This window comes from Cytobacillus sp. OWB-43 (assembly GCF_034651445.1).
GTDB classification, from domain to species: domain Bacteria; phylum Bacillota; class Bacilli; order Bacillales; family Cytobacillaceae; genus Cytobacillus; species Cytobacillus kochii.
This window is the reverse complement of record NZ_JAYEFF010000004.1, coordinates 204,364-229,973: the sequence shown is the minus strand read 5'-3', so window position 1 is coordinate 229,973 and position 25,610 is coordinate 204,364. Positions and strand designations below refer to the sequence as shown.

At 36.9% G+C, this 25,610-nt stretch carries 28 protein-coding genes; 23 read left to right on the top strand and 5 right to left on the bottom strand.

What is annotated here, in order from left to right; translation table 11 throughout:
- Positions 1-105: 105 nt before the first annotated feature.
- The 7 genes from U9M49_RS16455 (at position 106) to gatB (ending at position 6,995) form a co-directional block, all read left to right on the top strand.
- Positions 106-630: a GNAT family N-acetyltransferase gene (locus U9M49_RS16455; RefSeq protein ID WP_322910204.1), complete on the top strand. Its 525-nt coding sequence runs from the start codon at positions 106-108 to the stop codon at positions 628-630.
- On the top strand, positions 623-1,192 hold the full coding sequence (locus tag U9M49_RS16450) for a hypothetical protein (protein ID WP_095370691.1): 570 nt from the start codon (positions 623-625) through the stop codon (positions 1,190-1,192). Before U9M49_RS16455 ends, U9M49_RS16450 begins: the two co-directional genes overlap by 8 nt.
- A gap of 102 nt (positions 1,193-1,294) precedes the next feature.
- Complete coding sequence (locus U9M49_RS16445) at positions 1,295-2,077, top strand: hypothetical protein (RefSeq protein WP_322910203.1); 783 nt, start codon at positions 1,295-1,297, stop codon at positions 2,075-2,077.
- The gene (locus tag U9M49_RS16440; RefSeq protein WP_322910202.1) at positions 2,070-3,320 is read left to right on the top strand and encodes a glycosyltransferase; all 1,251 of its coding nucleotides are present in this window, start codon (positions 2,070-2,072) and stop codon (positions 3,318-3,320) included. The genes U9M49_RS16445 and U9M49_RS16440 overlap by 8 nt, the downstream gene beginning before the upstream one ends.
- 466 nt (positions 3,321-3,786) lie before the next feature.
- Positions 3,787-4,077 carry an Asp-tRNA(Asn)/Glu-tRNA(Gln) amidotransferase subunit GatC gene (gene gatC, locus U9M49_RS16435; protein ID WP_095370688.1) on the top strand — a complete coding sequence of 97 codons (291 nt, stop codon included), beginning with the start codon at positions 3,787-3,789 and terminating at the stop codon, positions 4,075-4,077.
- 16 nt (positions 4,078-4,093) lie between these two features.
- Positions 4,094-5,551, top strand: coding sequence for an Asp-tRNA(Asn)/Glu-tRNA(Gln) amidotransferase subunit GatA (gatA, locus tag U9M49_RS16430; protein ID WP_322910201.1), 1,458 nt, complete (start codon positions 4,094-4,096; stop codon positions 5,549-5,551).
- 16 nt (positions 5,552-5,567) lie between these two features.
- On the top strand, positions 5,568-6,995 hold the full coding sequence (gene gatB, locus U9M49_RS16425; RefSeq protein WP_322910200.1) for an Asp-tRNA(Asn)/Glu-tRNA(Gln) amidotransferase subunit GatB: 1,428 nt from the start codon (positions 5,568-5,570) through the stop codon (positions 6,993-6,995).
- A gap of 128 nt (positions 6,996-7,123) precedes the next feature.
- Here gatB and U9M49_RS16420 read toward each other — a convergent pair whose 3' ends face one another.
- The 3 genes from U9M49_RS16420 to U9M49_RS16410 all read right to left on the bottom strand — a co-directional run bounded on the left by U9M49_RS16420 (position 7,124) and on the right by U9M49_RS16410 (position 9,961).
- Positions 7,124-8,002, bottom strand: a complete 879-nt coding sequence (locus U9M49_RS16420; protein ID WP_322910199.1) for a hypothetical protein — start codon at positions 8,000-8,002, stop codon at positions 7,124-7,126.
- Positions 8,003-8,295: 293 nt separating this feature from the next.
- Entirely contained in the window at positions 8,296-9,390 is a 1,095-nt protein-coding gene (gene eutH / locus U9M49_RS16415) for an ethanolamine utilization protein EutH (RefSeq protein WP_322910198.1), read from the bottom strand.
- Between the two features lie 28 nt (positions 9,391-9,418).
- On the bottom strand, positions 9,419-9,961 hold the full coding sequence (locus U9M49_RS16410; protein ID WP_095370683.1) for a cupin domain-containing protein: 543 nt from the start codon (positions 9,959-9,961) through the stop codon (positions 9,419-9,421).
- Positions 9,962-10,060: 99 nt separating this feature from the next.
- Here U9M49_RS16410 and U9M49_RS16405 point away from each other — a divergent pair, with 99 nt between their 5' ends.
- The 14 genes from U9M49_RS16405 (at position 10,061) to U9M49_RS16340 (ending at position 20,526) form a co-directional block, all read left to right on the top strand.
- Positions 10,061-11,170 (top strand): Xaa-Pro peptidase family protein, encoded by a 1,110-nt coding sequence (locus U9M49_RS16405; RefSeq protein WP_322910197.1) that lies wholly within the window; start codon positions 10,061-10,063, stop codon positions 11,168-11,170.
- Positions 11,171-11,377: 207 nt separating this feature from the next.
- Positions 11,378-11,614, top strand: coding sequence for a hypothetical protein (locus tag U9M49_RS16400; RefSeq protein ID WP_095370681.1), 237 nt, complete (start codon positions 11,378-11,380; stop codon positions 11,612-11,614).
- 236 nt (positions 11,615-11,850) lie between these two features.
- Positions 11,851-12,987, top strand: a complete 1,137-nt coding sequence (gene solA / locus U9M49_RS16395; protein ID WP_095370680.1) for an N-methyl-L-tryptophan oxidase — start codon at positions 11,851-11,853, stop codon at positions 12,985-12,987.
- Between the two features lie 116 nt (positions 12,988-13,103).
- Positions 13,104-13,829: an MOSC domain-containing protein gene (locus tag U9M49_RS16390; RefSeq protein WP_095370679.1), complete on the top strand. Its 726-nt coding sequence runs from the start codon at positions 13,104-13,106 to the stop codon at positions 13,827-13,829.
- 22 nt (positions 13,830-13,851) lie between these two features.
- A complete protein-coding gene (locus tag U9M49_RS16385) occupies positions 13,852-14,301 on the top strand; it encodes a DinB family protein (RefSeq protein ID WP_157733805.1) in 450 nt (149 codons plus the stop codon).
- A gap of 55 nt (positions 14,302-14,356) precedes the next feature.
- On the top strand, positions 14,357-14,908 hold the full coding sequence (locus U9M49_RS16380) for a thioredoxin family protein (protein WP_095370677.1): 552 nt from the start codon (positions 14,357-14,359) through the stop codon (positions 14,906-14,908).
- Between the two features lie 13 nt (positions 14,909-14,921).
- Positions 14,922-15,992: an NAD(P)H-dependent flavin oxidoreductase gene (locus tag U9M49_RS16375; protein ID WP_095370676.1), complete on the top strand. Its 1,071-nt coding sequence runs from the start codon at positions 14,922-14,924 to the stop codon at positions 15,990-15,992.
- Positions 15,993-16,105: 113 nt separating this feature from the next.
- The gene (locus U9M49_RS16370; RefSeq protein WP_322910196.1) at positions 16,106-16,723 is read left to right on the top strand and encodes a nucleotidyltransferase domain-containing protein; all 618 of its coding nucleotides are present in this window, start codon (positions 16,106-16,108) and stop codon (positions 16,721-16,723) included.
- Positions 16,701-17,141 (top strand): GNAT family N-acetyltransferase, encoded by a 441-nt coding sequence (locus U9M49_RS16365; protein ID WP_095370674.1) that lies wholly within the window; start codon positions 16,701-16,703, stop codon positions 17,139-17,141. The genes U9M49_RS16370 and U9M49_RS16365 overlap by 23 nt, the downstream gene beginning before the upstream one ends.
- A gap of 89 nt (positions 17,142-17,230) precedes the next feature.
- Complete coding sequence (locus U9M49_RS16360) at positions 17,231-17,383, top strand: hypothetical protein (protein ID WP_180317016.1); 153 nt, start codon at positions 17,231-17,233, stop codon at positions 17,381-17,383.
- Positions 17,364-18,020 (top strand): GntR family transcriptional regulator, encoded by a 657-nt coding sequence (locus U9M49_RS16355; protein ID WP_180317015.1) that lies wholly within the window; start codon positions 17,364-17,366, stop codon positions 18,018-18,020. The genes U9M49_RS16360 and U9M49_RS16355 overlap by 20 nt, the downstream gene beginning before the upstream one ends.
- 44 nt (positions 18,021-18,064) lie before the next feature.
- On the top strand, positions 18,065-18,469 hold the full coding sequence (locus U9M49_RS16350) for a CidA/LrgA family protein (protein WP_095373534.1): 405 nt from the start codon (positions 18,065-18,067) through the stop codon (positions 18,467-18,469).
- Positions 18,439-19,131, top strand: a complete 693-nt coding sequence (locus tag U9M49_RS16345; RefSeq protein WP_095370672.1) for an LrgB family protein — start codon at positions 18,439-18,441, stop codon at positions 19,129-19,131. Before U9M49_RS16350 ends, U9M49_RS16345 begins: the two co-directional genes overlap by 31 nt.
- Positions 19,132-19,335: 204 nt before the next feature.
- Positions 19,336-20,526: a cytochrome P450 gene (locus U9M49_RS16340; protein WP_322910195.1), complete on the top strand. Its 1,191-nt coding sequence runs from the start codon at positions 19,336-19,338 to the stop codon at positions 20,524-20,526.
- Between the two features lie 389 nt (positions 20,527-20,915).
- Here U9M49_RS16340 and U9M49_RS16335 read toward each other — a convergent pair whose 3' ends face one another.
- Positions 20,916-21,365, bottom strand: coding sequence for a hypothetical protein (locus tag U9M49_RS16335; RefSeq protein WP_322910194.1), 450 nt, complete (start codon positions 21,363-21,365; stop codon positions 20,916-20,918).
- Positions 21,366-22,064: 699 nt separating this feature from the next.
- Between U9M49_RS16335 and U9M49_RS16330 the strand changes: the two genes are divergently transcribed.
- Positions 22,065-23,078 carry a DUF3231 family protein gene (locus U9M49_RS16330; protein ID WP_322910193.1) on the top strand — a complete coding sequence of 338 codons (1,014 nt, stop codon included), beginning with the start codon at positions 22,065-22,067 and terminating at the stop codon, positions 23,076-23,078.
- 74 nt (positions 23,079-23,152) lie between these two features.
- On the opposite strand, the gene U9M49_RS16325 is transcribed toward U9M49_RS16330, so the two are convergent.
- Complete coding sequence (locus U9M49_RS16325) at positions 23,153-24,004, bottom strand: LysR family transcriptional regulator (protein WP_095370668.1); 852 nt, start codon at positions 24,002-24,004, stop codon at positions 23,153-23,155.
- 132 nt (positions 24,005-24,136) lie between these two features.
- Here U9M49_RS16325 and U9M49_RS16320 point away from each other — a divergent pair, with 132 nt between their 5' ends.
- A complete protein-coding gene (locus U9M49_RS16320; protein ID WP_322910192.1) occupies positions 24,137-25,234 on the top strand; it encodes an NADH:flavin oxidoreductase in 1,098 nt (365 codons plus the stop codon).
- Positions 25,235-25,610: the final 376 nt, after the last annotated feature.

The window sequence follows — 25,610 nt, the reverse complement described above, 5'->3', positions numbered from 1 at the left end:
ACTGAATTGTTAGAAGATAATTTTGTTGTGACCGTACAAGTGGTTTAGAGGAAGCGTTACAACTTTGGTATAGGTTTGCAAAAGTGGTAGAAAGGAAGAAAATGAATGGAAACGAGAATTTTTCATATTCGTAAAGCGACAGTGATGGATGCGGAACAATTATCTCAGTTAAGGTTGATTGTGGACGGTGAGACGGATAACTTTGACAGGGAACGAGGAGAAGATTTTTTAAGTACGGCAGATTTTGAAGAGATGATACGATCTGAGTCAGTTGAAAAGAATAGTATATTTTTAGTAGCAGAAGTCAAAGGTCACCTTGTGGGTTTCCTAAGAGGTAAAGGGGGCAAATTAAAGAGGACTTCACATCGATTGGAGTTTGGTGTTGCTGTGAAAAAACAATATTGGGGACAATCTATAGGAAAAAGTCTTATTCAAGAAATGTTGCAATGGGCAGATCAAAAAGGGATTAGAAAAGTAACGCTGCAAGTATTAGAAACAAATAAAAAGGCGATTGCACTGTATGAACGACTTGGTTTTATCGTAGAAGGAGAATTAAAGGATGATAAAAAAATAGGCGATATCTATTATTCTACGATCTTAATGGGGCGGAGGAATGAGAGTAATGGATAAAAGGACGTTACTTACGGAAAATTTTTTAAAAAAGGTTATTCAAGGAAAGCGAGTGGGTGATTTCTACCCTTTTATACAAGGTGGTGATACCGAGATGGAACAATACATCTCCCATTTGGTAGGAGAGATAGGTGGATTAAAAGGGTTGTTGTATGAAGCAGATTTTGACCATTATGGCAGTGGATTTGCCTCGTATGTTAGTGTGTTTCTCTGGAAAAAGGAAGAGGAAGAAGTATTAGCAAATGGTGAAGTATCTATGAAGGGTTTATGGTTATATATTTCAAGGTTAGCGCCCGTAGTTATTATGGGTAAAGGTGAAATGACGAGACATGGTAGTAGTGGAAGTAGCGACTTTTTAGCAAGTCATACTGTGTGTGAATGGCCATCTGAGACATGGAGTAAACAAATTTGGGCAATAAAAAAAATCGTAGAAGCATATCATTATGTTATTTTGACAAAAGCAGATGTAGATCAGTATTTAGATTTTCAGATAGACATCCCAACAATACTCAGTGAACCGCCATACAAAGTCTTTGACGCGCATTTTTATTGGGAAGATTGATTAACTGTTGTGAAATAAAAGTTTACCAAAGATTATGCAATGAAAATCGTAAGACAATCGAGTATGATGAGAGAAGTTTGAGTTTGATCACGAGGCTATGGGATGATTATTCGGAAAGCTAACTTCTCTTTATTATTGTTTCTCTTTATGATAGGAAATTTCTTATTATTTGCGATCGCCATTCACTCCTCATCTCTTGAGGTCTTTTTTTTCCATTGGGCAGTTCTACTAGCTAGTGTTATGGTTATACTTTTCCTTTCACCAAAATGGTCTTATATAGTTATAAGTGCACTCACTGTGTTATATGGTTTTCTATTATGTTATTTCAGTTATTTACAAACGGTTTTTAATCAGATGCAATTGATTTCTTTATTTATATCTTATGTATTATCTGTTGTCCCTCTCCTTTTTATCAGGCATAGCTTTTTAAGTATGGACATCCGCATGAAAGAATTATTAGCGGAAACGGTTGCTTTAAGAAAATATATGGACTCAGACGGGCTAATGCTTACAAAACAGGAGTTTTATGAACGTAGCAAAATAACATTGCGGGGAATGAATAGAAGGAATGAAACAGGTTTTCTATTAAAGGTATCTGGTTTAAATAGTGGAGTGACGCAAAAGGCTTGGCAAGGCTTAATACAAAATGTAATAGAAGAAACCATTCGGAGTGATTTCGATTTCTTTATGAGTGAAGGTGCGTCTTTCATTATTTTCTTGCAAAATACGAATGAAGAAGGCGTCATTAAATTTCAAAACAGACTATTAAGTAATTTACGTCTGCAAATGAACATGATTCAGCCACCTATCCACTTTCGCGATTATGCTATAGTCGATTTTGACGAGGTCTATCAGATGTTGCTGGAGGAGAAGTCGAATGTTTAAGGTCGTGTTACTCTTGATTATGGCTTTCTTTTGGTTTTTGCTTTTTTATTATACGATTTTATTAGTCTCTGGTGTTTTGCATTATAAAAGGGAAAGAGAAAGAAAGCGTAGACCTCTTTTGAAATATCCTTCTGTTGCTATTTTAATCCCTGCTCATAATGAAGGGTTAATTCTTGAGGATACGCTGAATGCTATGATGAAATTAAGGTATCCTGGTCATCTTGATGTATTCTTATTAGACGACCAGTCGATAGATCAAACAGCGGCAGTGGCTAGAAGTTTTGCAGAAAACTTTTCGCGTATTCACTATATTAAGGTCCCGCCTGGCGAACCTAAGGGAAAGTCGAGAGTGCTTAATTATGGATTGAGTATTAGCCAATCTGATTATTTTCTTGTGTACGATGCGGATAATCAGCCAGACTCGGATGCTGTGACAAAGCTAGTAGAAATAGCAGAACAAACAGAGAATGCAGCCGGAGCTGTCGGAGTAGTTCGTACCCTTAATCAAAATAAAAATTTGCTCACGCGGATGATTTCAATAGAGTTTCAAGTATTTCAATTGACAATGCAAAGCGGTAGGTGGAAATTGTTTAACCTTGGCTCTTTACCGGGAACTAATATGCTTTTAAGACGTTCTGTCATTGAAGAGCTAGAGGGGTATGACCCGTATGCACTTGCGGAAGATGCAGAGTTGACGATACGAATTACCCAGAAGGGATACGTATTACCGATTGTTCCATATGCACAAACGTGGGAACAGGAACCAGAGAATCTTCAAACCTTTTTAAAACAAAGAACAAGATGGCTCATTGGTAATCTTTATTTACTAGAGAAGAGCTTCAAGGATATTAATTTTTGGAAAGGTAAAACTTTCTTCCATAGTCTGCAACATCTTTTAACCTATTTTGTATTTATATTTTTCTTAATTACTTCAAATGTTATTTTTGTCGGTAGCTTATTCGGTATTAATTTTCCCGAAATGGCAGCCCCTTTATTGATGATTTGGTTAATGAGCTATGTGGTATACTCCATCCAAATTATAAGCAGTTTAGCAGTAAATCAACAGCTCTCGCTAACAAGCCTATTTGTTGGGGCAATTATGTATTTTACGTATGCCCAACTATTCGTCATCTTACTTATTCGCGCGTTTGCGATTTATCTTTATCATCGTGTGAGAGGCTTAACGATTGGATGGGATAAAACAACACGCTTTAAAGCAGGCGAGAAAGATGAAGCAGCATAAAATGGCTTCATCTTTTTTATATGGATGTGGTTCACTTTTATTGTCGAGTTGTGGTAGAGATAAATGCTTGGGGCCTGATAAGAATTACTGGTTGCAAATGAAGACGCAGAGGTGAGTGCGTCCAAGGGGGAATTGTTGGTCACATGTAATGAATCAGAATTATTGAAGAAAATCTTGGTTCTCTGATGGTTCTTCAACCCTATGAACCACTCATCCCTACTTTGCCATTGATCTTACTCTATAGCTAACTAAACTACAAACTACGTAATCCTTCCCCTCTATCTGGAAGTTCTTTGACCCCTTTATCAAAAATCAATTTCTATTATTTGTCCATTAGGCGATCTATTGAACTCGTGGTAAAATAAAGGGTGGTGAAAACGATCAGATCTTCATGTTGCTTTAACGCGTGAAAGTTTGATATGATCAATATAATTGTGTATTTTTATTTGAATTTGGAGGTGTCTATATGTCAAGAATTACAATTGATGAGGTTAAGCATGTGGCGAACCTAGCGAGATTAGCGATTACGGAAGAAGAAGCAGAGCAATTCCAACATCAGCTAGATGCAATTATCTCGTTTGCCGAAGAGTTAAACGAGTTAGATACCGATCATGTGGAACCGACTTCCCATGTGTTGGATATGAACAATGTATTACGTGAAGATGAGGCAACAAAAGGACTGCCGCAAGAGGAAGTTCTGAAGAATGCACCTGATTCACAAGGCGGCTATATTAAAGTGCCGTCAATCATGGATTAGTTGGAGGGGAAACATTTTGAGTTTATTTGATCATAAAGTGTCTGAGCTTCATGAGCTTTTACATAAAAAAGAGATTTCAGCGACTGATTTAGTCGACGCATCTTATAAAAGAATTGCTGAAGTAGATGACAAAGTAAAAGCCTTCTTAACATTAGATGAAGAGCATGCACGTCAAGTAGCAAAAGAAATCGATGGTAAATTGGGAACGGACGAACAAAAAGGTCAGTTATTCGGGATGCCAATCGGTGTCAAAGATAACTTAGTCACAAAAGGTTTAAGAACAACTTGTGCGAGTCAAATATTAGATAATTTTGATCCAATCTATGATGCAACGGTTGTTTCGAAATTAAAAGAAGCAGAAGCCATTACGATCGGTAAATTAAACATGGATGAGTTCGCTATGGGATCTTCAAATGAAAACTCAAGTTACAGAGCGACACGCAATCCATGGAATATCGAAACGGTTCCTGGTGGTTCGTCTGGTGGATCAGCTGCAGCAGTTGCGGCAGGAGAAGTATTATTTTCACTAGGATCAGATACGGGTGGTTCGATTCGTCAGCCAGCATCTTTCTGTGGGGTTGTTGGGCTTAAACCTACATATGGTCGTGTATCTCGCTTTGGTTTAGTGGCGTTTGCTTCATCTCTTGACCAAGTGGGACCAATTACACGTACAGTTGAAGATAATGCGTATCTTTTACAGGCGATATCTGGCGTTGATCCAATGGATTCTACTTCAGCTAATGTGAGTGTACCGAATTTTGCTGAAGGCTTAACCGGTGATGTGAAAGGATTGAAAATCGCTGTTCCGAAAGAATACTTAGGCGAAGGTGTGCAAGAAGATGTCAAACAATCGGTGCTTGCTTCCCTTAAAGTATTAGAAAAATTAGGAGCAACATGGGAAGAGGTTTCCCTTCCGCATTCTAAATATGCACTTGCAGCCTATTATTTACTTTCTTCTTCTGAAGCTTCAGCTAACTTAGCACGATTTGACGGTGTACGTTACGGTTACCGTACTGAAAATCCAGAGAACTTAATTGACCTTTATAAAAAGTCTCGTTCTGAAGGATTTGGTGATGAGGTAAAACGCCGTATTATGCTTGGTACATTTGCCCTGAGCTCAGGTTATTATGATGCGTATTATAAAAAGGCGCAAAAGGTTCGTACACTAATTAAACAAGATTTTGAAAACGTCTTTGAAAAGTATGATGTAATTATCGGACCAACAACGCCAACACCGGCATTCAAAATCGGTGAGAAAACGAAAGACCCATTAACAATGTATGCGAACGATATTTTAACCATTCCTGTGAACCTTGCTGGTGTACCAGGTATTTCTGTACCTTGTGGATTCTCAGAAGGGTTACCATTAGGGTTGCAAATTATCGGTAAGCACTTTGATGAAAGCACGGTTTATCGTGTTGCCCATGCATTTGAGCAAGCAACTGATTTCCATAAACAAAAACCGGAGCTGTAAGGGGGGACAAGGAATAATGGAATTTGAAACAGTCATCGGACTTGAAGTCCACGTTGAATTAAAAACAGATTCAAAAATTTTCTCTGCTAGTCCGAACCATTTCGGTGCAGAGCCAAATACAAACACAACTGTTGTTGACCTTGGTTACCCAGGTGTACTGCCAGTAGTCAACAAAAAAGCAGTTGAATACGGGATGAAGGCATCTATGGCCCTAAACTGTGAGATTGCATCAGTGACGAAATTCGATCGTAAAAACTATTTCTATCCGGACAATCCAAAGGCCTATCAGATTTCTCAATTCGACAAACCGGTTGGAGAACATGGCTGGATTGAGATTGAAGTAGATGGCTATAAGAAAAAAATCGGGATTACGCGTATTCATCTAGAAGAAGATGCGGGTAAACTAACACATGGCAAAGGGTATTCTTTAGTCGATTATAACCGTCAAGGAACACCTTTAATTGAGATTGTCTCTGAGCCGGATATACGCACACCAAATGAAGCCTATGCGTATTTAGAGAAGCTAAAATCAATCGTACAATATACTGGTGTTTCTGATTGTAAGATGGAAGAAGGTTCCTTACGTTGTGATGCCAATATTTCATTACGACCTGTCGGCCAGGAGGAATTTGGTACAAAAACAGAACTGAAAAACTTAAACTCTTTTAACTTTGTTCGTAAAGGATTAGAGTACGAAGAGAAGCGCCAAGCAGAAGTCCTTCGTGAGGGTGGTGTCATTGAACAAGAGACACGCCGTTTTGATGAAGCTACTGGGAAAACATTGTTGATGCGTGTGAAGGAAGGTTCTGACGATTATCGTTACTTCCCAGAGCCGGATTTATTAGATATTGTGATTGATGAAGATTGGAAAGCCCGTATTCGTGCGGAAATTCCTGAACTACCAGATGCACGTAAAACACGTTATATCGATACGTTCGGCTTACCTGCCTATGATGCAGGTGTCCTTACCGTAACAAAGGAAACAGCGGATTTCTTTGAGGCGACTGTTGCAGCGGGAGCAGAGCCGAAACAAGCTTCAAACTGGATCATGGGTGAGGTATCAGCCTATCTTAATGCAGAAGGGCTCGAACTCCATGAAACAAAGATAACAGCAGAAGGGTTAGCAGGAATGATTGCGTTAATTGAAGATGGAACGATTTCTTCAAAAATTGCTAAAACTGTTTTCAAAGAATTAATTGAGAATGGTGGAGAAGCAAAGAAAATCGTTGAAGATAAAGGATTAGTGCAAATTTCAGATGAATCAGCACTACTCGCTATCGTTACTGAAATCCTTGATAATAACCCACAATCCATTGATGATTTCAAAAATGGGAAGAAAAAAGCAGTCGGCTTCCTTGTTGGTCAAATGATGAAAGCAACAAAAGGACAAGCGAATCCACAAATCGTAAATAAATTATTAATGCAGGAAATACAAAAGCGTTAATCAAAAAAATCCGGACAATTGTTCGGATTTTTTCGTTTAGTAATGGCAATGCAATAAAGTTGATTAATTTAATAAAGTCATTACATTTTGTATAAATGGTGCCAGAAACTGAAATGAAAAGAGTAATTTTAACGGATAGAAATTTTGTACAGCTCAATAGCAGAAGTTTGGGAGTAAAAAGATGGAATCGCTTGAGATATAAGTAAATAGAGAATCTTTACTAAAGAAAGGGTAGCTGCCAAATAAGTAGTGTAACCAAGGGAATCGCGACTGATAAAAGGATTCCTTGTTATATAAGTAGCGTAACCTGGAGAATCGCGACTGATAAAAGGATTCCTTGTTATATAAGTAGCGTAACCTGGAGAATCGCGACTTAAAAAAGGATTCCGTGCTAGATAAGTAGGGCAACCAAGAGAATCGCGACTGATAAAAGGATTCCTTGTTATATAAGTAGGGCAACTAAGAGAATCGCGACTTAAAAAAGGATTCCGTGCTATATAAGTAGGGCAACCAAGAGAATCGCGACTGATAAAAGGCTCCCATGCCATATAAGTAGCACAACCCGAAGAATCGCGACTGATAAAAGGATTCGTTGACATATAAGTAGCGTAACCTGGAGAATCCCGACTAAAAAAAGGATTCCGTGCTATATAAGTAGCGTAATCTGGAGAATCGCGACTAATAAAAGGCTCGCGCGTTATATAAGTAGCGTAACCAAGAGAATCGCGACTAAAAAAAGGATTTGTTGACATATAAGTAGCGTAACCTGGAGAATCCCGACTAAAAAAAGGATTCCGTGCTATATAAGTAGCGTAACCCGAAGAATCGCGACTGATAAAAGGATTCTTTGCTACATAAGTAGCGAAACTAAGAGAGTCGCGACTAATAAAAGGCTCGCACGTCATATAAGTAGCGTAACCCGAAGAATCGCGACTAAAAAAAGGATTCCGTGCTAGATAAGTAGGGCAACCAAGAGAATCGCGACTGATAAAAGGCTCCCAAGCCATATAAGTAGCACAACCCGAAGAATCGCGACTAAAAAAGGCTCCCACGCCATATAAGTAACACAACCAAGAGAACCGCTACAAATAAAGGCTCTCCTGTCATACAAGCACTGCAAAAAAAAGAAAACACATGCTAACATAAACTGATCTTCAACGATAATCTATCCAAAACGAACACCTCAGTTGTATCTATCACCATTATCAACACCAGCAGTTACTATTAATCCCCGTCTCTATACAAATATGAAAATTCCCCTAGCACTTAAGTTTATCATCAGTTGAGAGGATGACGCGCTTTAGCGAAATGTATGCTTCTTCTTCAGATCCCTACTTACAATCATTGCTAATAAAACGGCACTAATGCCTGCCACTAACTTGCCAATAATCATGGCAAATACGACTTCTTTCTGAATACCGGCGACAAAGGCTAAATGACTTCCTAGAACAAAGGCTCCGCTTACAGCAAAAGCAACATTAACGACCTTGCCTCTCGGTTCCATATCTTTTAGCATGATCAACATGGGAATATTATGAGCGAGTGAAGCAATCAACCCAGCTGTTGATTTATCACTTAGTTTTAACCAAGATCCCACCTTACTGAGTGGTTTCCTAAAATATCTCGAAATAAAAGCTACCAAAGGAAAAGCGCCCGCTAAGAAAATAGCAATCGAACCGACTGTTTGAACCCCTTCCTCAATTGGCGTTAAATGGGGGATCAGTGTTAGGTCTGTTAATGTTTCAAATATAATCGCTGTAAGACCAATAATTGCAATGATTTCAATGAATTTACCGAAGATGGCAAATCCTCGAATCATGTTCTCAGGCTTTTTCCATAATCCCCAAGCAATTAGCAAAGAGAATACAATGGTAGGAATCAAGTTTTTGATAATCATAAAAAACGGCAATCCGCAAACTAGGCCTCCAGCTAAACAACCAAAAGGTACAGTAATAAGTCCCACTAGAATACCCCTCGCAAAATAAGGTTGGTCTTCTTTTTCTATGAGTCCTAAGGCAACAGGGATTGTAAATACGATAGTCGGTCCCATCATAGTGCCAAGGAAGACCCAAGCGAAAAGTTCTGAATCCGCACTAATGGACATCTCAGTGGCTAGGGAATAGCCCCCCATATCAATGGCGAGAATAGTATTGGCGAACGCTGCTGGGTCAGCGCCTACGAATTCATAAACGGGAGAAATCACAGGTGTTAAAATGGCTGCTATGACGGGTGCTAAAGAAATAATCCCAATCATAGATAACGCGAGGGAGCCCATCGTCATCATTCCTGCAGTGAATCGCTCACCTAGTCCTAATTTATTCCCGCATATTTTATCAAGTGCACCGACACAAAGGAAAGCGGCAACAATAAAAATAATCAAATCATTTATGCTCATCTTGTTTCTCCATTCGAAATGATGTTTATTAGAAAATTGCAGGGGTTGTAATTGAAATAATGATTGTTTCTTGATTGAGTGGGTTTTCCCACATATGAGGTACGGTTGATGGAAAATGTATGGTTTCTCCTTCGTTTAGATGATATTCCTCATCCTCCACTCTTACAATAAGTGCCCCCTGTAATATATAGAAAAACTCTTCACCTGGGTGCCTTACCAGTTCAACATCTTTTTGTCGAGGTTTTAACTTTACGATGAATGGTTCCAATTTCCGTTCAGGAAAATGACCACTTAGTTTAATAAATGTAGAGTCCGAGCTTTCCATTTTAAATGGTCGTTGGTGCTCTTTTTTCATCACATAATGAAAATCATCATCTTCTTCAAAGAAATGAATCATTTTAACCCCAAAAGCATCAGCAATCCTTTTTAAAGAAGTGATAGCTAATGAAGAGGTACCTCTTTCAATTTGTGATAAAAAACTAACAGATAGCTCCGTTTTCTCACTTAGTTCTTTCAATGTCATGCCTTGCTCGTACCGAAGTTGTTTAATCTTCTTATATATATCATCCATTGAGGTGACATCCTTTCTTTTTTTGCTTTTTTATCTTATCATGTTTTATACAGTAATAGTATAATAATTTTACCTATACTATAAAAGGGGGGATTAAAAATGAGTATTTACCAAAAAAGGTTAAAACAATTACAGTTATATTTAAATGAGCAGAAACTTGATTTTGCTATCGTCACTCAACCTAAAAACATATTCTATTATACTGGGTTTAATAGTGAACCGTATGAAAGATTCATGGCGGTTGTTATTGATCTACAAAAGAGTGAGGAGTACTTATTTGTGCCAGCATTAGACTATGAAGCAGCTAGCGAGCATTCGTATGTGAAAAACATTATTCCGATTAGTGATGATGAAAATCCATATGAAAAATTAAAATCAGTCATCCAAGTGAATAATCAAATAGTAGGATTGGAAATAAAAGAGATCACACTTTATCAACAAGAACAACTTAAAAACGTTTTTCCGCATTTTAATTATCAAGATATAGGTAGGTTCATAGCAAACCAAAGAATGCTGAAAACGCCAGCTGAACGGACAAAGGTTTTACATGCAGTAACAATTATTGAAAAAGTACTGGCTGATGGATTGAAGAAAATTGAAAAAGGGATGACAGAGCTCGATTTGGTATCAGAGTTTGATTATTTAATGAGAAAGTTCGGTGCCGATGGTCCTTCATTTTCTACAACGGTCCTCTCAGGTGCAAAATCATCTTTACCACATGGGCATCCTGATCAGAACAAGCTCCAAAAAGGTGACTTTCTTTTAATTGATATGGGGGTTGTTGCGGATGGGTATTGTTCCGATATCACACGTACTTTTGTTCTAGGAGAACCAACGACTAAGCAAAAGAATATCTATGAAATTGTAAGGCAGGCTACACTTTCGGGTGTTTCAACAGCTCGTGCAGGTATCCCAATCGGCTCGATTGATAAAGCAGCTCGCCGTGTGATCCAAGAGGCAGGCTATGGACAATATTTTAATAATCGCGTGGGCCATGGATTAGGTATTGATGTTCATGAAGAGCCTTCTATTCATGAAAAGAACGATCGTTTAGTTGAAAAAGGTTTACTTTTCACGGTAGAACCTGGGATTTATATACCGGGATTTGGTGGGGTGAGAATTGAAGAAGACGTCTATATAAACGAAGAAGGAACGGCCGAAATTCTTACATCTTTCCCAACAGCATTGCAAGTAATTGACCGTTTTTAACTTAGTTTAACGATCGTTTTTATCGAAATAATTTGGATTACAACCACTTTACTTATGGTAAAAGGTAGTTTATCGAAATAACTTGCAGATCTTCTATATTAAAATGCCATACATATCTCGTTTGGATATTTTATCCTTTCTTAATCCACGTATAAGAGTACCTCGCTAGTTTATGTTATTATGGTTAAAACGAAGCGGAGGGAAGGTGTGAACCTTTTGCATTGGATGATTCTATTCATCATTGTTTCCGGTTTTATCACAGTTGCTTCTATGAAAAAAAGGATGGAGAATAAACTCGCGAGGCTAGTGGCTCAAGGTGAAAATGGGGCGTACAAAAGAAATAGAGATATGCAAGCAATTATATACTGGATTTTAGGTACAGTAGCCTGGGGTGTCGTAAGTATCTTTCTTATTATATGGTCATTTAATGATTTCTTCGAATAACAGATTGGTTTGTAAAATAAAACACTTTGATTGTTTAGGAGTTTATATTTTATAGAATCAATCTTTTTTTTGTTAATTTTTCCTACACGACTACTTCCTTTAAGAGATTGTTAAACAATTGCAACAAATTTCGACAAAAGTCTTCCCGTTCCTGTGGTATATTGGCTAATGGTGATAGTATTTAGAAAATTAAATAAAAGAACACTTATAGTTTAGCATCTTGGAGGGGATAAAAATTGCATTACGATACAATTATTATCGGCGCAGGTTCGATGGGGATGGCTGCAGGTTATTATTTAGCGAAAGAGGGCAAAAAGGTTTTGCTTATCGATGCAAATAGGCCACCTCATCAGAAAGGAAGTCATCATGGTGAGACGAGAATCATTAGATATGCTTATGGTGAAGGACATGCTTATGTGCCACTCTTGTTAAAGGCTAAACAACTATGGGAAGAAGTAGAGAAAGAATCCGAAATGGAGTTGTTTTTACAAACAGGTGTTTTAAATATTGGTAGCGAGACTTCTCTTTTTATGAAGGAGGTCAAAACAAGTGCGGAAAAATATCAGTTACCACTTGATGTTTACACACATGAAACGGTCAATACTAAATGGAGTGCATTACATTTAGATGATGGAATGGTTGCTTATCATGAGCCGACATCTGGGGTTTTGAAGTGTGAAGATTGTATTGAGGCTTACCGGAGACTTTCTTTGTCCTATGGTGCTAAAATCGTGACTGATAGCGTAATTACTGACTTATCTATTATAGAAGGGATTGTTAATATTGCTACACAGGATGGTCATTATTCAGGAGACTCGTTAATTGTATCAGCAGGAGCTGGCACAAATTCCATCCTTAGTTATCTGGACTTGCAGCTTCCATTAAATCCGATTCGGAAAACTTTCGCTTGGTATGAAGCACAAGAGGATGTTTATGAGGCGAAACAGTTTCCAGCCTTTACATTTGAATCGCCATTAGGTCATTATTATGGCTTTCCTAGTATAGATGGTTCAGGATTGAAACTAGGAAGGCATGATGGAGATGTTCAGAGAATAGAGAGTAAACAAGAAGTGCAGCCTTTTAATGAGGATGATGAGAGAGAGCTTACAACATTTCTAGGGAGATATTTCACTGAAAAAACAAATTTACAATTTGGTAAAACCTGTATGTACACAATGACACCAGATGAGCATTTTATTATTGATCAACATCCTCAATATGAGAATGTTGCAATTGCAGCGGGATTTTCCGGTCATGGATTTAAATTTAGTAGTGTAGTTGGTCATGTTTTAAGCGAACTAATCCAAGGAAAAACTTCGTCAGTGGATATTTCCCCTTTCACAATTGAGAGATTTGCTGAATTGAAGCGATAATAATGAGGGAAATGTCGTTAATCAGATACTTTCCTGGGAAATAAGAGGAATTATGTCGGAGAGGGATAGAAGAAGGTTCAAGTTTCGACACCAGGTCATAGAGGAGGTGTAAGAGCATGCAAAAAATTGGTGTTCTTTCGTCATTACTACGTTATCCTGTCAAGTCATTTGGTGGTGAAAATGTTGAGTCCACTAGAGTCTTACCATACGGTGTGTATGGCGACCGAAGCCACGTCATTATAGATAGGAGTAGACAAGGAAAATACCTTACGATCACTCAATATCAAGAAATGGCAGCATATCAAGCCACTTTTGTCAGTGAGGAAAATGAAGATACATACCCGGAGTTACAAATACATACAGCAAATGGAGAGAGGTACGGGTGGAATGATGAGAGGTGGAGGCAAGATCTTCGTCTGAAAAGTGGAAGGGATTTATCTTTTCATTCTTTTACGCCATCCTATGTACCCATTGGGGCTATTGAAGAAGCTCCCCTTTTGTTAGTAACACATTCATCACTACAATATTTAAGTAAGCAACTTGGAAAAAGTGAAATCGATCCGAAGCGTTTCCGTCCCAACTTTATTATCCATACTGATTACGATAGGCCATTTTCGGAACATGATTGGATCTCCAACCAAATGAAAATAGGAGAAGAAGTGGTGATAGAGATAACTAAGCCTTGCGAACGTTGTATGATTATTACTATTGATCCGAAAAATGGAAAAAGGACACCTACCATACATAAAGAGATTATTAGAACCAATCATAATCATTTTGGTGTTTATGCAAAAGTGATTCAAACGGGGAACGTAAAGCTTGGTGATGAGATTTGGCTATAAATGACTGATGAGGGGTGATACAGTGCAATCGCAAAAACAAGCGATGATCCGCCATCATGAACAGTTTATTAAATTTATAGAATCAATCCCAACAAGCCATTGGCGGAAAGAAATAAATGAAGGAAAATGGTCGGTCGCTGAAGTGGTAGGTCATTTTATTCCGTGGGATGAATTTATTTTAAAAAAGCGTCTACCATTTGTTTTATTACACCTTCCTCTACCAAAAGCTCCTTCTGCAGAAGAAATGAATCCAACAGCCGCGGAAGCAGCAAGAAATCAATCGCAGGAGACAATCATTGCAGAATTGCTTGTAAAAAGAAAACTAATAATAGAAAGAATCTCTAAAATTCCAGATTCGTATTGGCAAAAACCATTAATCATTGGCAATAAGAAAATAAGCCTATATGATTATCTCATCGGGCTTGCTGCACATGACGAACATCATATGAAGCAAATTAGTGCCATACTTTAATCGTTCAATGGTATGATATGATTGGATAAAAACGTAAGAGGGATGTGCAAAGGAAATGGAATTAAGAGAATGGTTTGAAAAGGGTTTAACGAAAGAGCAATATCTAAATCATATGCAAGTAAACAAAGAAGGTATGCTTACCATTTATGAGGGTTTTTCACTTAGTGAAGAAGAAAAGGAAGCATTACAAGAGGTCAAGCAAAAAAATCTGCACGCCATTGTCCTTACTGAGGATTGGTGTGGCGATGCGATGATTAATAATCCTGTTCTATTAAAAATTGCTGAGGAAATCGGTATGGAAGTACGGTTTGTTCTAAGAGATAGTAATTTAGAATTAATGGATCAATACTTAACAAACGGAACAGCACGAGCAATTCCTATTTTTGTATTTATTGATGAAGCAGGTGCAGAACAAGCTGTATGGGGCCCACGTGCACCAAGATTGCAAGATTATGTGATGGAGAGAAGAACCTCCCTACCTGCTAAGGAAGATCCAAGCTTTGAACAGGCTCAAAAAGAGCTTTATAAAAGCATTGGAGAAACCTATCAATCTGATCCAAGTTTATGGCATAGTGTGGCTGAGAGCATTATTGCAAAATTAAAATAAGAGGTGAGGGGAAATGAGTTGGAACCAAAATAGAATAACAGATATGTTAAAGGCGAAATACCCAATATTCCAAGCACCAATGGCAGGAGGAGCGACGACTGTTGATTTAATTAGTAGAACCTCTATGTATGGTGGTGTCGGAAATATCGGAGCGGGTTATATGAGCCCAATGGATATGGAAACGATGATTCATGATATTCGTCAAAAAACCAATCACCCTTTTGGCATCAACTTATTTATACCTGGGAATGATATCGCTTTCACAAAAGAAGAAGAAGAAAGGGCGATTGAATCACTAGAAGTATTTCGTAACGAACTTCAAATTGATGCACCGCTTCAATTACCAAGAAAAGATCACCGCTTATTTTATGAACAGCAATTAGAAGTTGTGATGAAATCTTTTGTTCCGATATGTAGTTTCACATTTGGTATTCCAGAAGAAGCAGTGATAAAAGAATTACAAAAAGAAGGAACAAGAGTAATCGGTACAGCGACATCAGTAGAAGAAGCTGTTCTCTGGGAAGAGAGAGGTTGCGACCTTCTTGTTGTACAAGGGAAAGAAGCAGGCGGTCATCGTGGTACTTTTATCGGTGATGCACTTGATTCCCTTATTCCGTTAGTTGACCTTATTCCAGCAGTTACGGATGAAATCAGTATTCCAGTCATTGCGGCGGGTGGCATAATGGACGCTTCGGATGCAGAAGTTGCCTTTCGCTTAGGAGCTGAGGGTGTTCAATTAGGTACTGCTTTTTTAGCAACAGAAGAAAGTGGTATTCATCCCGCTTATAAGAAAATGCTTGTCTCTTCTAATAAGAAAACAAGCTTGACAGAAGCCTTTTCGGGTAAATGGGCAAGAGGGATTCACAACCGTTTTATGGAGCAAATGAAAAACCAAACTAGCTTACCTTATCCACTTCAAAATGACTTAACACAAGCGATAAGATTAGTGGCAGCGAAACAAAATCAGACTGACTTCATGTCACTTTGGGCAGGAGAAAGTTATCAAAAGGCTACTCTTCAATCTGTAAAAGTACTCATGGATAATCTTGTTGCAGGGTTGGATCAGCAATTGGATGATGAATAAAGATTAAATTACTCACGCGTGGGAGATGAGACCACGCGTTTTTTATCTTGACAAAACCTCTTACACTTAAAAAAATCAAATAATTTTTAAAAATGAAATAGTTGGAGGTTACGATGTTATTAGAAAGAGCAGGGAAACGAAAAGAGCGCGCTAAACAAATATTGAAGGAGCTTTCTTTACTTGAAAGGTGGTCTCGAATAGGAGAAGTATATGTAGTGGGAGCCTATGCTTATGATTTAATGGTCGATTGTGATATTGATATCGAAGTCTTTTGTGATGAACCTAATGCCAATCAAGTGTTTAGTATGTTAGCGGAGATTGTTGACCACCCACAAGTAGTAGATATTAAATATCACAATTACCTGAATGAATCATTTAATGGTCTCTATTTTAAGATTTTATATAAGTATGATAATCTAGAAGTTTGGAAAATTGATATGTGGTTATTTCCAAAAAGTCATAAAGGACCTTTGTCTAGGGATCTTGTGAAGGAAATGCAATATTCGTTAACACATGAATCAAGAACACACATCCTATCAATAAAAGAGGAACTCTCTAAGAGAGAATTAACCTACCCTTCCATTTTTGTGTATCGAGCAGTCTTAGAAGATGGAGCCATAAATAGTGAGCAATTTTACGATTGGTTAGCTGACCAAGATATAACGCGATGGACGCATTGGAAACCAGCAAGAAAAGGAGAGAAATATAGTGGAGATCAGAAAGCCAACTGAAAAAGAGGTAGAAAGTATTTTAAAGTTATCTGTTCAATCAGTGTATGAAGGTACATTAAACCGTTCTAAACCGGAAGAGCGTAAGCTGAGAGAGATGGTTGAATCTATAAGAAGTAACGGGGGAGAATATCTTGTTGCTGTAGAACATGAAGAAATAATGGGATGGGTGCTGCTTGGTGGAAAAAGAGACGAAATGACCGAGCAAGAAATTGGCTTCATTTATGAATTGTATGTGCAAGAAAACAATAGAGGAAAAGGAATGGGTCGGCAATTAATGATGGCAGCGATGAAGGAGCTAAGAAAACAACAGTTCAAAGAATTTCGATTAACAGCTTATCACGGTAACCCAGCCATTGGATTGTACGAGTCACTGGGATTCCAACCCAGAAATATTTCAATGGAATGGAAGCAATCATGATAATCTACGGTAAGTAAGATATTTTGTTTATTGAGACTCTCATCTGGGGAGTCTTTTTCTTGTCATAATAAGTTGGTGTGAAATATATAATGATGATAAAAAGATATCAAGCATATATTCTTTACAACCACCTATTGTTGTTTATTGCAACAACTGGTATACTTTCTTGGTTGGCATCTGGTATACCAGATGCAGATACCAAATTTTCAAAGGGGAGATTGTATGGTTTTTCAAAAGGTTGAACAACCACCTTCTTTTAAGGAACATGCCTATCGTGAAATAAAAAGAGCGATTATTCAACATGATATTGCACCAGGCTCAACAATTCATGAACGTACCTTGAGCGAAAGCCTAGGGATTAGCCGGACGCCTTTAAAGTTAGCACTTCAACAGTTAGAAATGGAAGGCTGGGTACAATCATTACCGAGAAAAGGGATTTCAGTGAAAGAGATAGAGCGTAAAGATGTCAATGAAGTATTTCAATTGCGAAAAGCGAATGAAGCGCTCGTCATTGAACTTTTAATCCCATTATTAAATCAGGAGATGCTACATAAACTAGAGGAAAAGGACCAGCAACTTTTTGAATTGAAAGAGGATCCAGTCGCATTTATGTATCATGATTCTGCTTTTCATTTATTTTTAGCAGAGTTAACAAATAATGAAAGATTGTATCAAATTATTCGTAATTTAATAGATTATGTGAATTGGTATGGGTTATATATATTAAATAAAAGAGTGAGTATCGAAACGGTTTATAATGAACATCAATTGATAATAGAAGGGTTAAGGTCAGGAGATATTGATCGCACAAAAACGGCTATGGTTAGACATCTTGATCATTTTTATTCTGAAATGATGGCCAATCTATCATCCTATTAATAGAAAGAAGGGCAGTTGCTCAGGAAAATAGAGCAGCGTGAATGATGAAAGTTTTATTGGTTATTTTACAAGTATGTATTTTATATATTTTTTCCTTTATAGGAATCTCTATTCAGCATTTTTTCTCATTAACCATACCAGGAAATATTATTGGTATGTTGTTATTATTTGTTTGTTTATGTTTTAACATTGTGCCCGTCAAAATGATAGAGAGCGGTGCGCAGTTTCTTCTTAGTATTCTGATGTTGTTTTTTATTCCAGCAACGGTGGGGGTCATGGATTACCCAGAATTACTATCTGTGCGCGGATTATTACTGATTATTGCGATATTGGTGAGTACAATAATTACAATGGCAGTATCCGGTAAAACAACCCAGTATTTTGCGAAAAAGACACAACAAAGAGAGGCGGATCAAGCATGCGAGACATCTTCTTCTCAATCTCTATGATTCTTCTCACTTTAGTTATCTATTTCGTTGTTTCATCGCTATATAAAAGGTATCCACTACCCATCTTGTTACCAATTTTGTCAGGTACAGTTCTAATGATTATCATTTTAGTAAGCTTAGGTATTTCATATGATAAATACATGGAAGGTGGGCAGTTCATTACATCATTATTAGGTCCGACCGTTGTTGCCCTAGCCTATCCATTATACAAACAACGTGATTTTTTGAAAAAATACCTTTTTACGATTATAGGTGGGGCGTTTATTGCAACTCTAACAGCGATGTTAAGTGTGGGTCTCCTTGGAAAGGCACTTCGTATTGATTCTGCACTAATCATTTCAATGCTACCAAAATCACTTACAACACCTGTCGCAATAGAAGTAGCTAAAGTGTTAGAAGGGAATGCTTCCATGGCAGTTGTCGGGGTAACGATTACGGGGATCTTCGGCGTAATAATTTCCCCCTATATTTTTAAATATTTGAGGATTTACACATCTATTGGTCGTGGAATTGCACTTGGCGGCACCTCGCATGCAATGGGTACGGCAAAAGCGGCTGAATATGATGAGCTCGCTTTTTCCATTAGCTCCATTACTATGTCTATATGTGCCATTATTGGTTCAATCATCGGACCACTCATCGTTTGGGTCTTGCAAATGTAAGCTTCTATTATAATAGAGGCTTTTTTTGTTTAACGAATTCATTCTGATTGTGTTAAATATATCTTAGACGAGGGATGAGATGCCTTTACTGTCAGCTAGGCTATTTATCAGTTCATTTATCGTATCAGTTTATACGCAAATTAAAGGGTTTTCAACGATCGCCAAGAATAGATACAGTACAGAGTCAATAAAGGAGGAAGCGATTTGCCACAAAAAACAGATGAGATTTTCTCACATCAGTTTCATCAAAACCCTTATGATTATTACAAAGAAATTAGACCACACCAGCCATTTACAAAGGTGAAGTTATTCAGTGGTATGGAGTCTTGGATGGCATTTAGTTATGAAGCGAGTGAAGCGGTGTTAAAAGATCCACGTTTTATAAAAGATATGAGAAAAGTCTATCCAGACGAAATAACAGATGAGAATATGCCACCGATTGCGAGTAGTATGTTATTTGTTGACCCGCCTGACCATAGAAGGTTACGCAATCTTGTCCAATATGGCTTTACGCCCAAAAAAATAAATGCGCTTAAAGGAAGAGTGGAAGAAATTGCTCTAGAACAAGCGGAACTAATGAAGGGAAAAGAGACGGTTGATTTTATAGAAGTGTATGCATTTCCGATTCCTATTCGTGTCATCTGTGAATTGATTGGTGTGCCTGAGGCAGATCAAATGGATTTTCAACGATGGTCACATGTGTTAGTAGATGTAATGGATCCCGAAGATCACGACGAAGCGATGGGCGAATTCATTGTTTACTTAGAAAATTTAATTGAACAAAAGAAACTTACTCCGCAGGCGGACTTACTTTCTGATTTAATTCGAGCGGAGGAGGATGGGGATAAATTATCGAAGCGTGAGCTAATCGGTGTCATCATGTTATTAATCGTAGCAGGGCATGAGACTACAGTAAATTTAATCGCCAACGGGTTACTCGCCTTATTGTCACATCCCGATCAGCTACAATTATTAAAAGAAAACCCTGACTTGATGCCACAGGCAATTGAAGAACTTTTACGATATAACGGGCCGGTTGAGTTCAGTACGGATCGTTGGGCGAGTGAGTCTTTTACCTTTATGGGCCAGGAAATTGCACAGGGTGATCATGTCATTGTTTCTCTTGCTTCAGCTGATCACGATCCGCAAGTTTTCTCAAATCCAGAGCAGTTAGATATTACAAGAGAGAAGAGCCCGCATATTGCCTTCGGAAAAGGAATTCATTATTGCTTAGGTGCACCATTGGCAAGATTAGAAGGGGACATCGCTTTACGTATATTATTGCAGATCTTTCCCAATGTAAGCTTAGCTGTCCCCGAGTCTGAACTAGAGTGGAGACAAAGTATCATTATTCGTGGGTTAAAAACCATGTTTATTAACTTAAATAAAAATTAAGAGGATAAACAAAATCTCTTTGTTCTTGGATGCTTTATGGATAAATCGCAAAAAATGACGTGTGAACAGGTGCACGTCATTTTCCTTTTTTATTCCTATTTTAGGTTTTCATTGTTCTTGATTTTATATTTAATGTAGGACAAACCACCAGTATAAGAACACCTAAATAATCTAAATGGTGCAGATCAATGAAAAGTTGAAAATGAATAGGAATATCATTGTAATTTCTTGTGAAGAAACAAGAATATGGTAATACTTTGCTAGCTACCTTCAATAGAAGAAATATTTATGTGTTACGCTATACTGTCTAACAATGGAGAAGGAAAATCAACAGAAACTGAAGTTTGGATTGGGAGTTACAATGTTTCTAAGTCATTAGCATTTTATGATTACTTAAAAGGTATTAACTTCATAAATATATTTCCTATAATTATTCCAGGAATTACACATAACATTGGTAACCAAACAGGTCCCAATAGTATACCGAAAATCGTGAAGTCTACCGAAAAAAGCAAACCAGCTGTAACAAAATAACCCGAAAACACAAATGGGATGAAAGAATATTTACTTCCTACACCAGATTCTTTATAAGCATCCCAAATCGCATAGAAATATAAACAAGGATAAAACATAAGCCAGTGATAATTTACTTGTTCTATAGCCATAGGAATATTCCCTTTAAAGCTATATATAATGATTTCATTAAAGTTTGATTTAATGTTTATAAATATTTCTAGCATGAGAAAAACGGTGCCCTTAAATAGTTTTCCATTTAAATATTGTCCAAGTCCTGGTAAAGCAATACTCCATAATATTTTCTCTAGTGGAGAATATTTCATACTGTTCCACCTTTACAAGCATTACTTCTTTTTCAAAGGATTTAAGCTGGAAAGTAATCTCTCTATATAATTGAGATAATACCTTCATTTGAGAGCGACCGTTTTTTCCAGAAGCGGTTAAAATCCCCTTATTTCTTTCGATTGTGCCACTTGACAAGAGATGAAGGTTTTTGCCGCCTTTCCTTTTTTAGCATCAGTTGTAAGACACTATGTCTTCGCCTCTTTATACAGTTTCATCACACGGAATTAATGTAATTTAATTATATGTGGATAATTGCAAAAACGATTTCATTAAGTCCAATTTGAACTGTAATACCCTAAATTTCGTATGATCTTGTTTCTCCTGCTTTGCAAAAAAAGTAACAACAAGTTAAATATTTCTTTAATGGATTTATCCACAACTATAGTCATCAGACTATCCATTAACTATATCTTTATTGTTTGATTCATATATGCTCCCCATATTTGTCCTTGTCTTTAGAGAAGTAAGTCTAAGATTATTATTCATATTATCACCTTAAATTTATCATTTTCAAACTCCCAATAAATTATGAGTTTAAGTTAATTATTACCTTTATCCTTTTTAAAACAGGGTTTTTACAATGCAATTGAATTTCCTTTTTATCCTTAATAACTTTGGCATCGAATATTACTTGGTGAATGGGACACCTTATGAGTAAAAACTGCGAGGAGTCAAAAATGAACAATACATCTAATGCAAAATTAACTTCTGCTGAGATTGCAGCATTATGGACACAGTATATGAACGAAACCGCAAGTATTTGTATTCACAAACATATGTTGGAACATATAGAGGATACTGAAATAAGAAGTGTATTTGAATATGCAATGGCCCTTAGCCACGAACATACACGAAAAATTAAAGAGTTCTTTAAGAGTGAAAGTTTTCCGATTCCCATTGGATTTTCTGACAATGATTACATACCAAATGTACCTTGCGTTTTCTCTGATGTTTTTTGTTTAAATTATTTAAACATTATGTCCATACATGGTTGTAATGGGTATAGTGGTGCAATAACTACATGTACTAGAGTAGATGTTCGAAATTATTTTAGTGAATGTATAACTACTTCGGTGGAATTGTGTAACCAAACGAAAAACTTACTTTTAGAAAAAGGTTTGTATTTGCGTCCCCCTGTGATTACCCCTCCAGATAGAGCAGAATATATAGATGATAAAAGTTATTTAACGGGATGGTTGGGAGAAAAAAGGCCATTAAGCTGCATTGAAATAGCAGATATTTATTTTAATTTAAAGAAAAGCATATTTGCTAAGGCGTTTGTAGTTTTTGCTCATCAAGTGGCAAAATCAAAAGATGTAAAAAAATTATTAAAGAAAGCTGTAAAGACAAAAGAGAAGCATGTAAGGACGTTTTTTGAAGTTTTTCTAGCAGAAAACCTCCCGAATCCGTCTATTTTTGATGCTGAAATTACAGATTCGACAAACTCACCATTCTCTGAAAAGCTCATCATGTTTCAAGTAGGATTTTTATTTTCAACAGCAATGGTGTATTACGGGACCGGTTGGGCTACTTCACCAAGACGAGATTTATCACCAAAATACATGAAAGCAATTGCAGATGATTTAGAAATTGGTAATGAATGGATTAATCTAATGATTAAGAATCGTTGGATCGAACAACCCCCATTGTCTGAAGATAGAAGTAAATTAGCAGAACAAAAAAATGAATAGCTACCAATAGGTGGCTTTTTCTTCTTAATACTAATAGGAAGGCAAAATAAAAAAAGAGCTAAGAAGCTCTTTTTTTATTCCCAATGACTTGCATGCTCTTGAACGATTTCCATCATACACTTTATCGATGGAGAAATCCATTTATCTTTATGATGCGTCATATAAGTTGAAATCGACGATTGCTTATTAGATACCTTTTCCCCCTTAAACACCCCATTTTTCAATTCCTCTTTCACTGAGAACAAAGGCACTAATGATATGCCCAACCCATGTTTAACACAATGCTTAATGGCTTCAATGCTCTGAAACTCTAAACTAGCTTCAATATCTAACTGGTTTAATTTTATATACTCATCAAAAACAGACTTGTAACTACATCGTAAATCAGAATACAATGCGGTTCTGGAGAAGTCTTTTTCATTGGGGCTAATTAATACCATTTTCTCTCTTATCAATTCCTTAATAAATAAATCTTCTTTTATCCAATCTTCTTTTTCCAAAATGAGTGCTAAATCAATATCTCCGCTTTGTAGACTCTTAGTAACATCATAGTTCTCTAATGATTTAACATGTAAATTAACCTTTGGATATCTCTGTTTAAATTCAAGTAGAATAAGTGGAATTCGACAGATGGTCAACGATTCCGATATACCAATGGTTAGTTGACCCTGTGGTTCTTTATCTATATTTAAAGATTGATTGTAAAGTTCAATAATTTGGGTAGCATATGGATAGAATTGTTTTCCAAAATGCGTTAAAACTACCTTTTTTCCTAATCGGTCGAACAAAGGATTGTCTAACTCTTTTTCAAGCTCTTTAATGTGTGTTGTAATAGAGGATTGTGAATAGCCTAGGTGTTGGGCTGTTCTATTAAAACTACCTTTTTCTACTATAGTTTTAAATGTAATTAATTGACGTAGCTCCATATTTATCCCCCTTATTGGTTCAATATTATTGAATGTTTAATTTTAATATATTCATTTTACTAAACTACATACTTCATTTAAGCTATTTACTAAGAAGTTGTCAATTATCAAATCAACAGGAGGAATCTTAAGATGGATAAAAATATTTTGTTTCAATCATTCAACATCAACAATACAGAACTTAAAAATAGAGTAGCGGTTGCACCTATGACGCGAATTAGTGCAGACCAAGAAGGTTTCATTACAGACAGAATGATTAAATACTACCGTTCTTTTGCAGAGGGTGGCTTTGGGCTAATTATTACGGAAGGCACATATATAGATGACGAGAACAGTCAAACGTATCAGTTTCAACCGGGAATTGCATTGGATGGACAAGCGAAAGAATGGAAGAAAATTGTTGATGCTGTTCATTCAGAAGGTGGAAAGATCTTTATGCAATTGCAACATACCGGACCACTTTCCCAAGGAAATCGATTTACTGAAGAAACCATAGCGCCATCTGCTGTTCAACCGAAAGGAGAGCAATTAAAATTCTATCTTGGAGAAGGTCCATTTAAACGGCCAAGAACCATTACAAAAGAGGAAATGGTAGATGTTAAATACAGTTTTGTAGAGGCGGCAAAAAAAGCAAAATCTGCTGGTTTTGATGGTGTAGAATTGCATGGTGCAAACGGATATTTATTAGATGCTTTTTTAACAGAGTACACGAACGTTCGGACAGATGAATATGGGGGGAGCACCGAAAATAGAGTACGGTTTCTTGTTGAAGTTGCCAACGCTGTAACGGAAGCCGTTGCGGATGAGCAGTTTATTGTTGGGATGAGAATTTCACAATCACAAGTCAATGACTACTTTTATAAGTGGTCAGGCAAAGAAGTAGATGCAGAGATCATTTTTAGTGCATTAGGTAAGTCAGGATTAAATTATATTCACGTAACAGAATTTGAAGCTTGGCAACCTGCCTTCGAAGGTAGTGAGACTTCTCTTGTATCTCTTGCAAAAAAATACAGCGAATTACCGATAATCGCCAATGGACAACTCGAAAATGTAGATCGAGCAATTGAAATGTTAACCGATGGAGGTGCCGATCTAGTAGCTCTCGGTAAAGGAGCCTTAGCTGATCATGATTGGGTAAAAAAAGTTCAGCAAGGTGAAGCACTTTCTACATTTAATGCCGAAGCAACACTTCATCCGATAGCCAATATAAAGGATTTTGAAATAGAATAATACTAACTTGATCAATGATCACGTTTGGGCTATATAACTAATAAGGCTTTAATTTAAGAAGAGACAAAAGTATAACAAAGAAAACTTGCAAATTTAGGCGGGTTTTCTTTGTTATATTGATAGAAAAGTCTAAAAGGCTGTCATTTTGATGTATTTATATATAAATTTAAAACCAGTATCTTTATGTCTTTATCTGTCCTTTATTAAAATCTTTAGGGACTTTTAGTGAGCTTGTATCCACTCGCAATATAGACAGAACGTCCATTAACAGTGCATTTGAGAGGAATTCATTTCTATTTTGTTTGTTATAACAATACTTTCTCTGGGGGTTGTAAAATTTGTATCATTTACTTATCGAATGTATAGGTTAAAAATT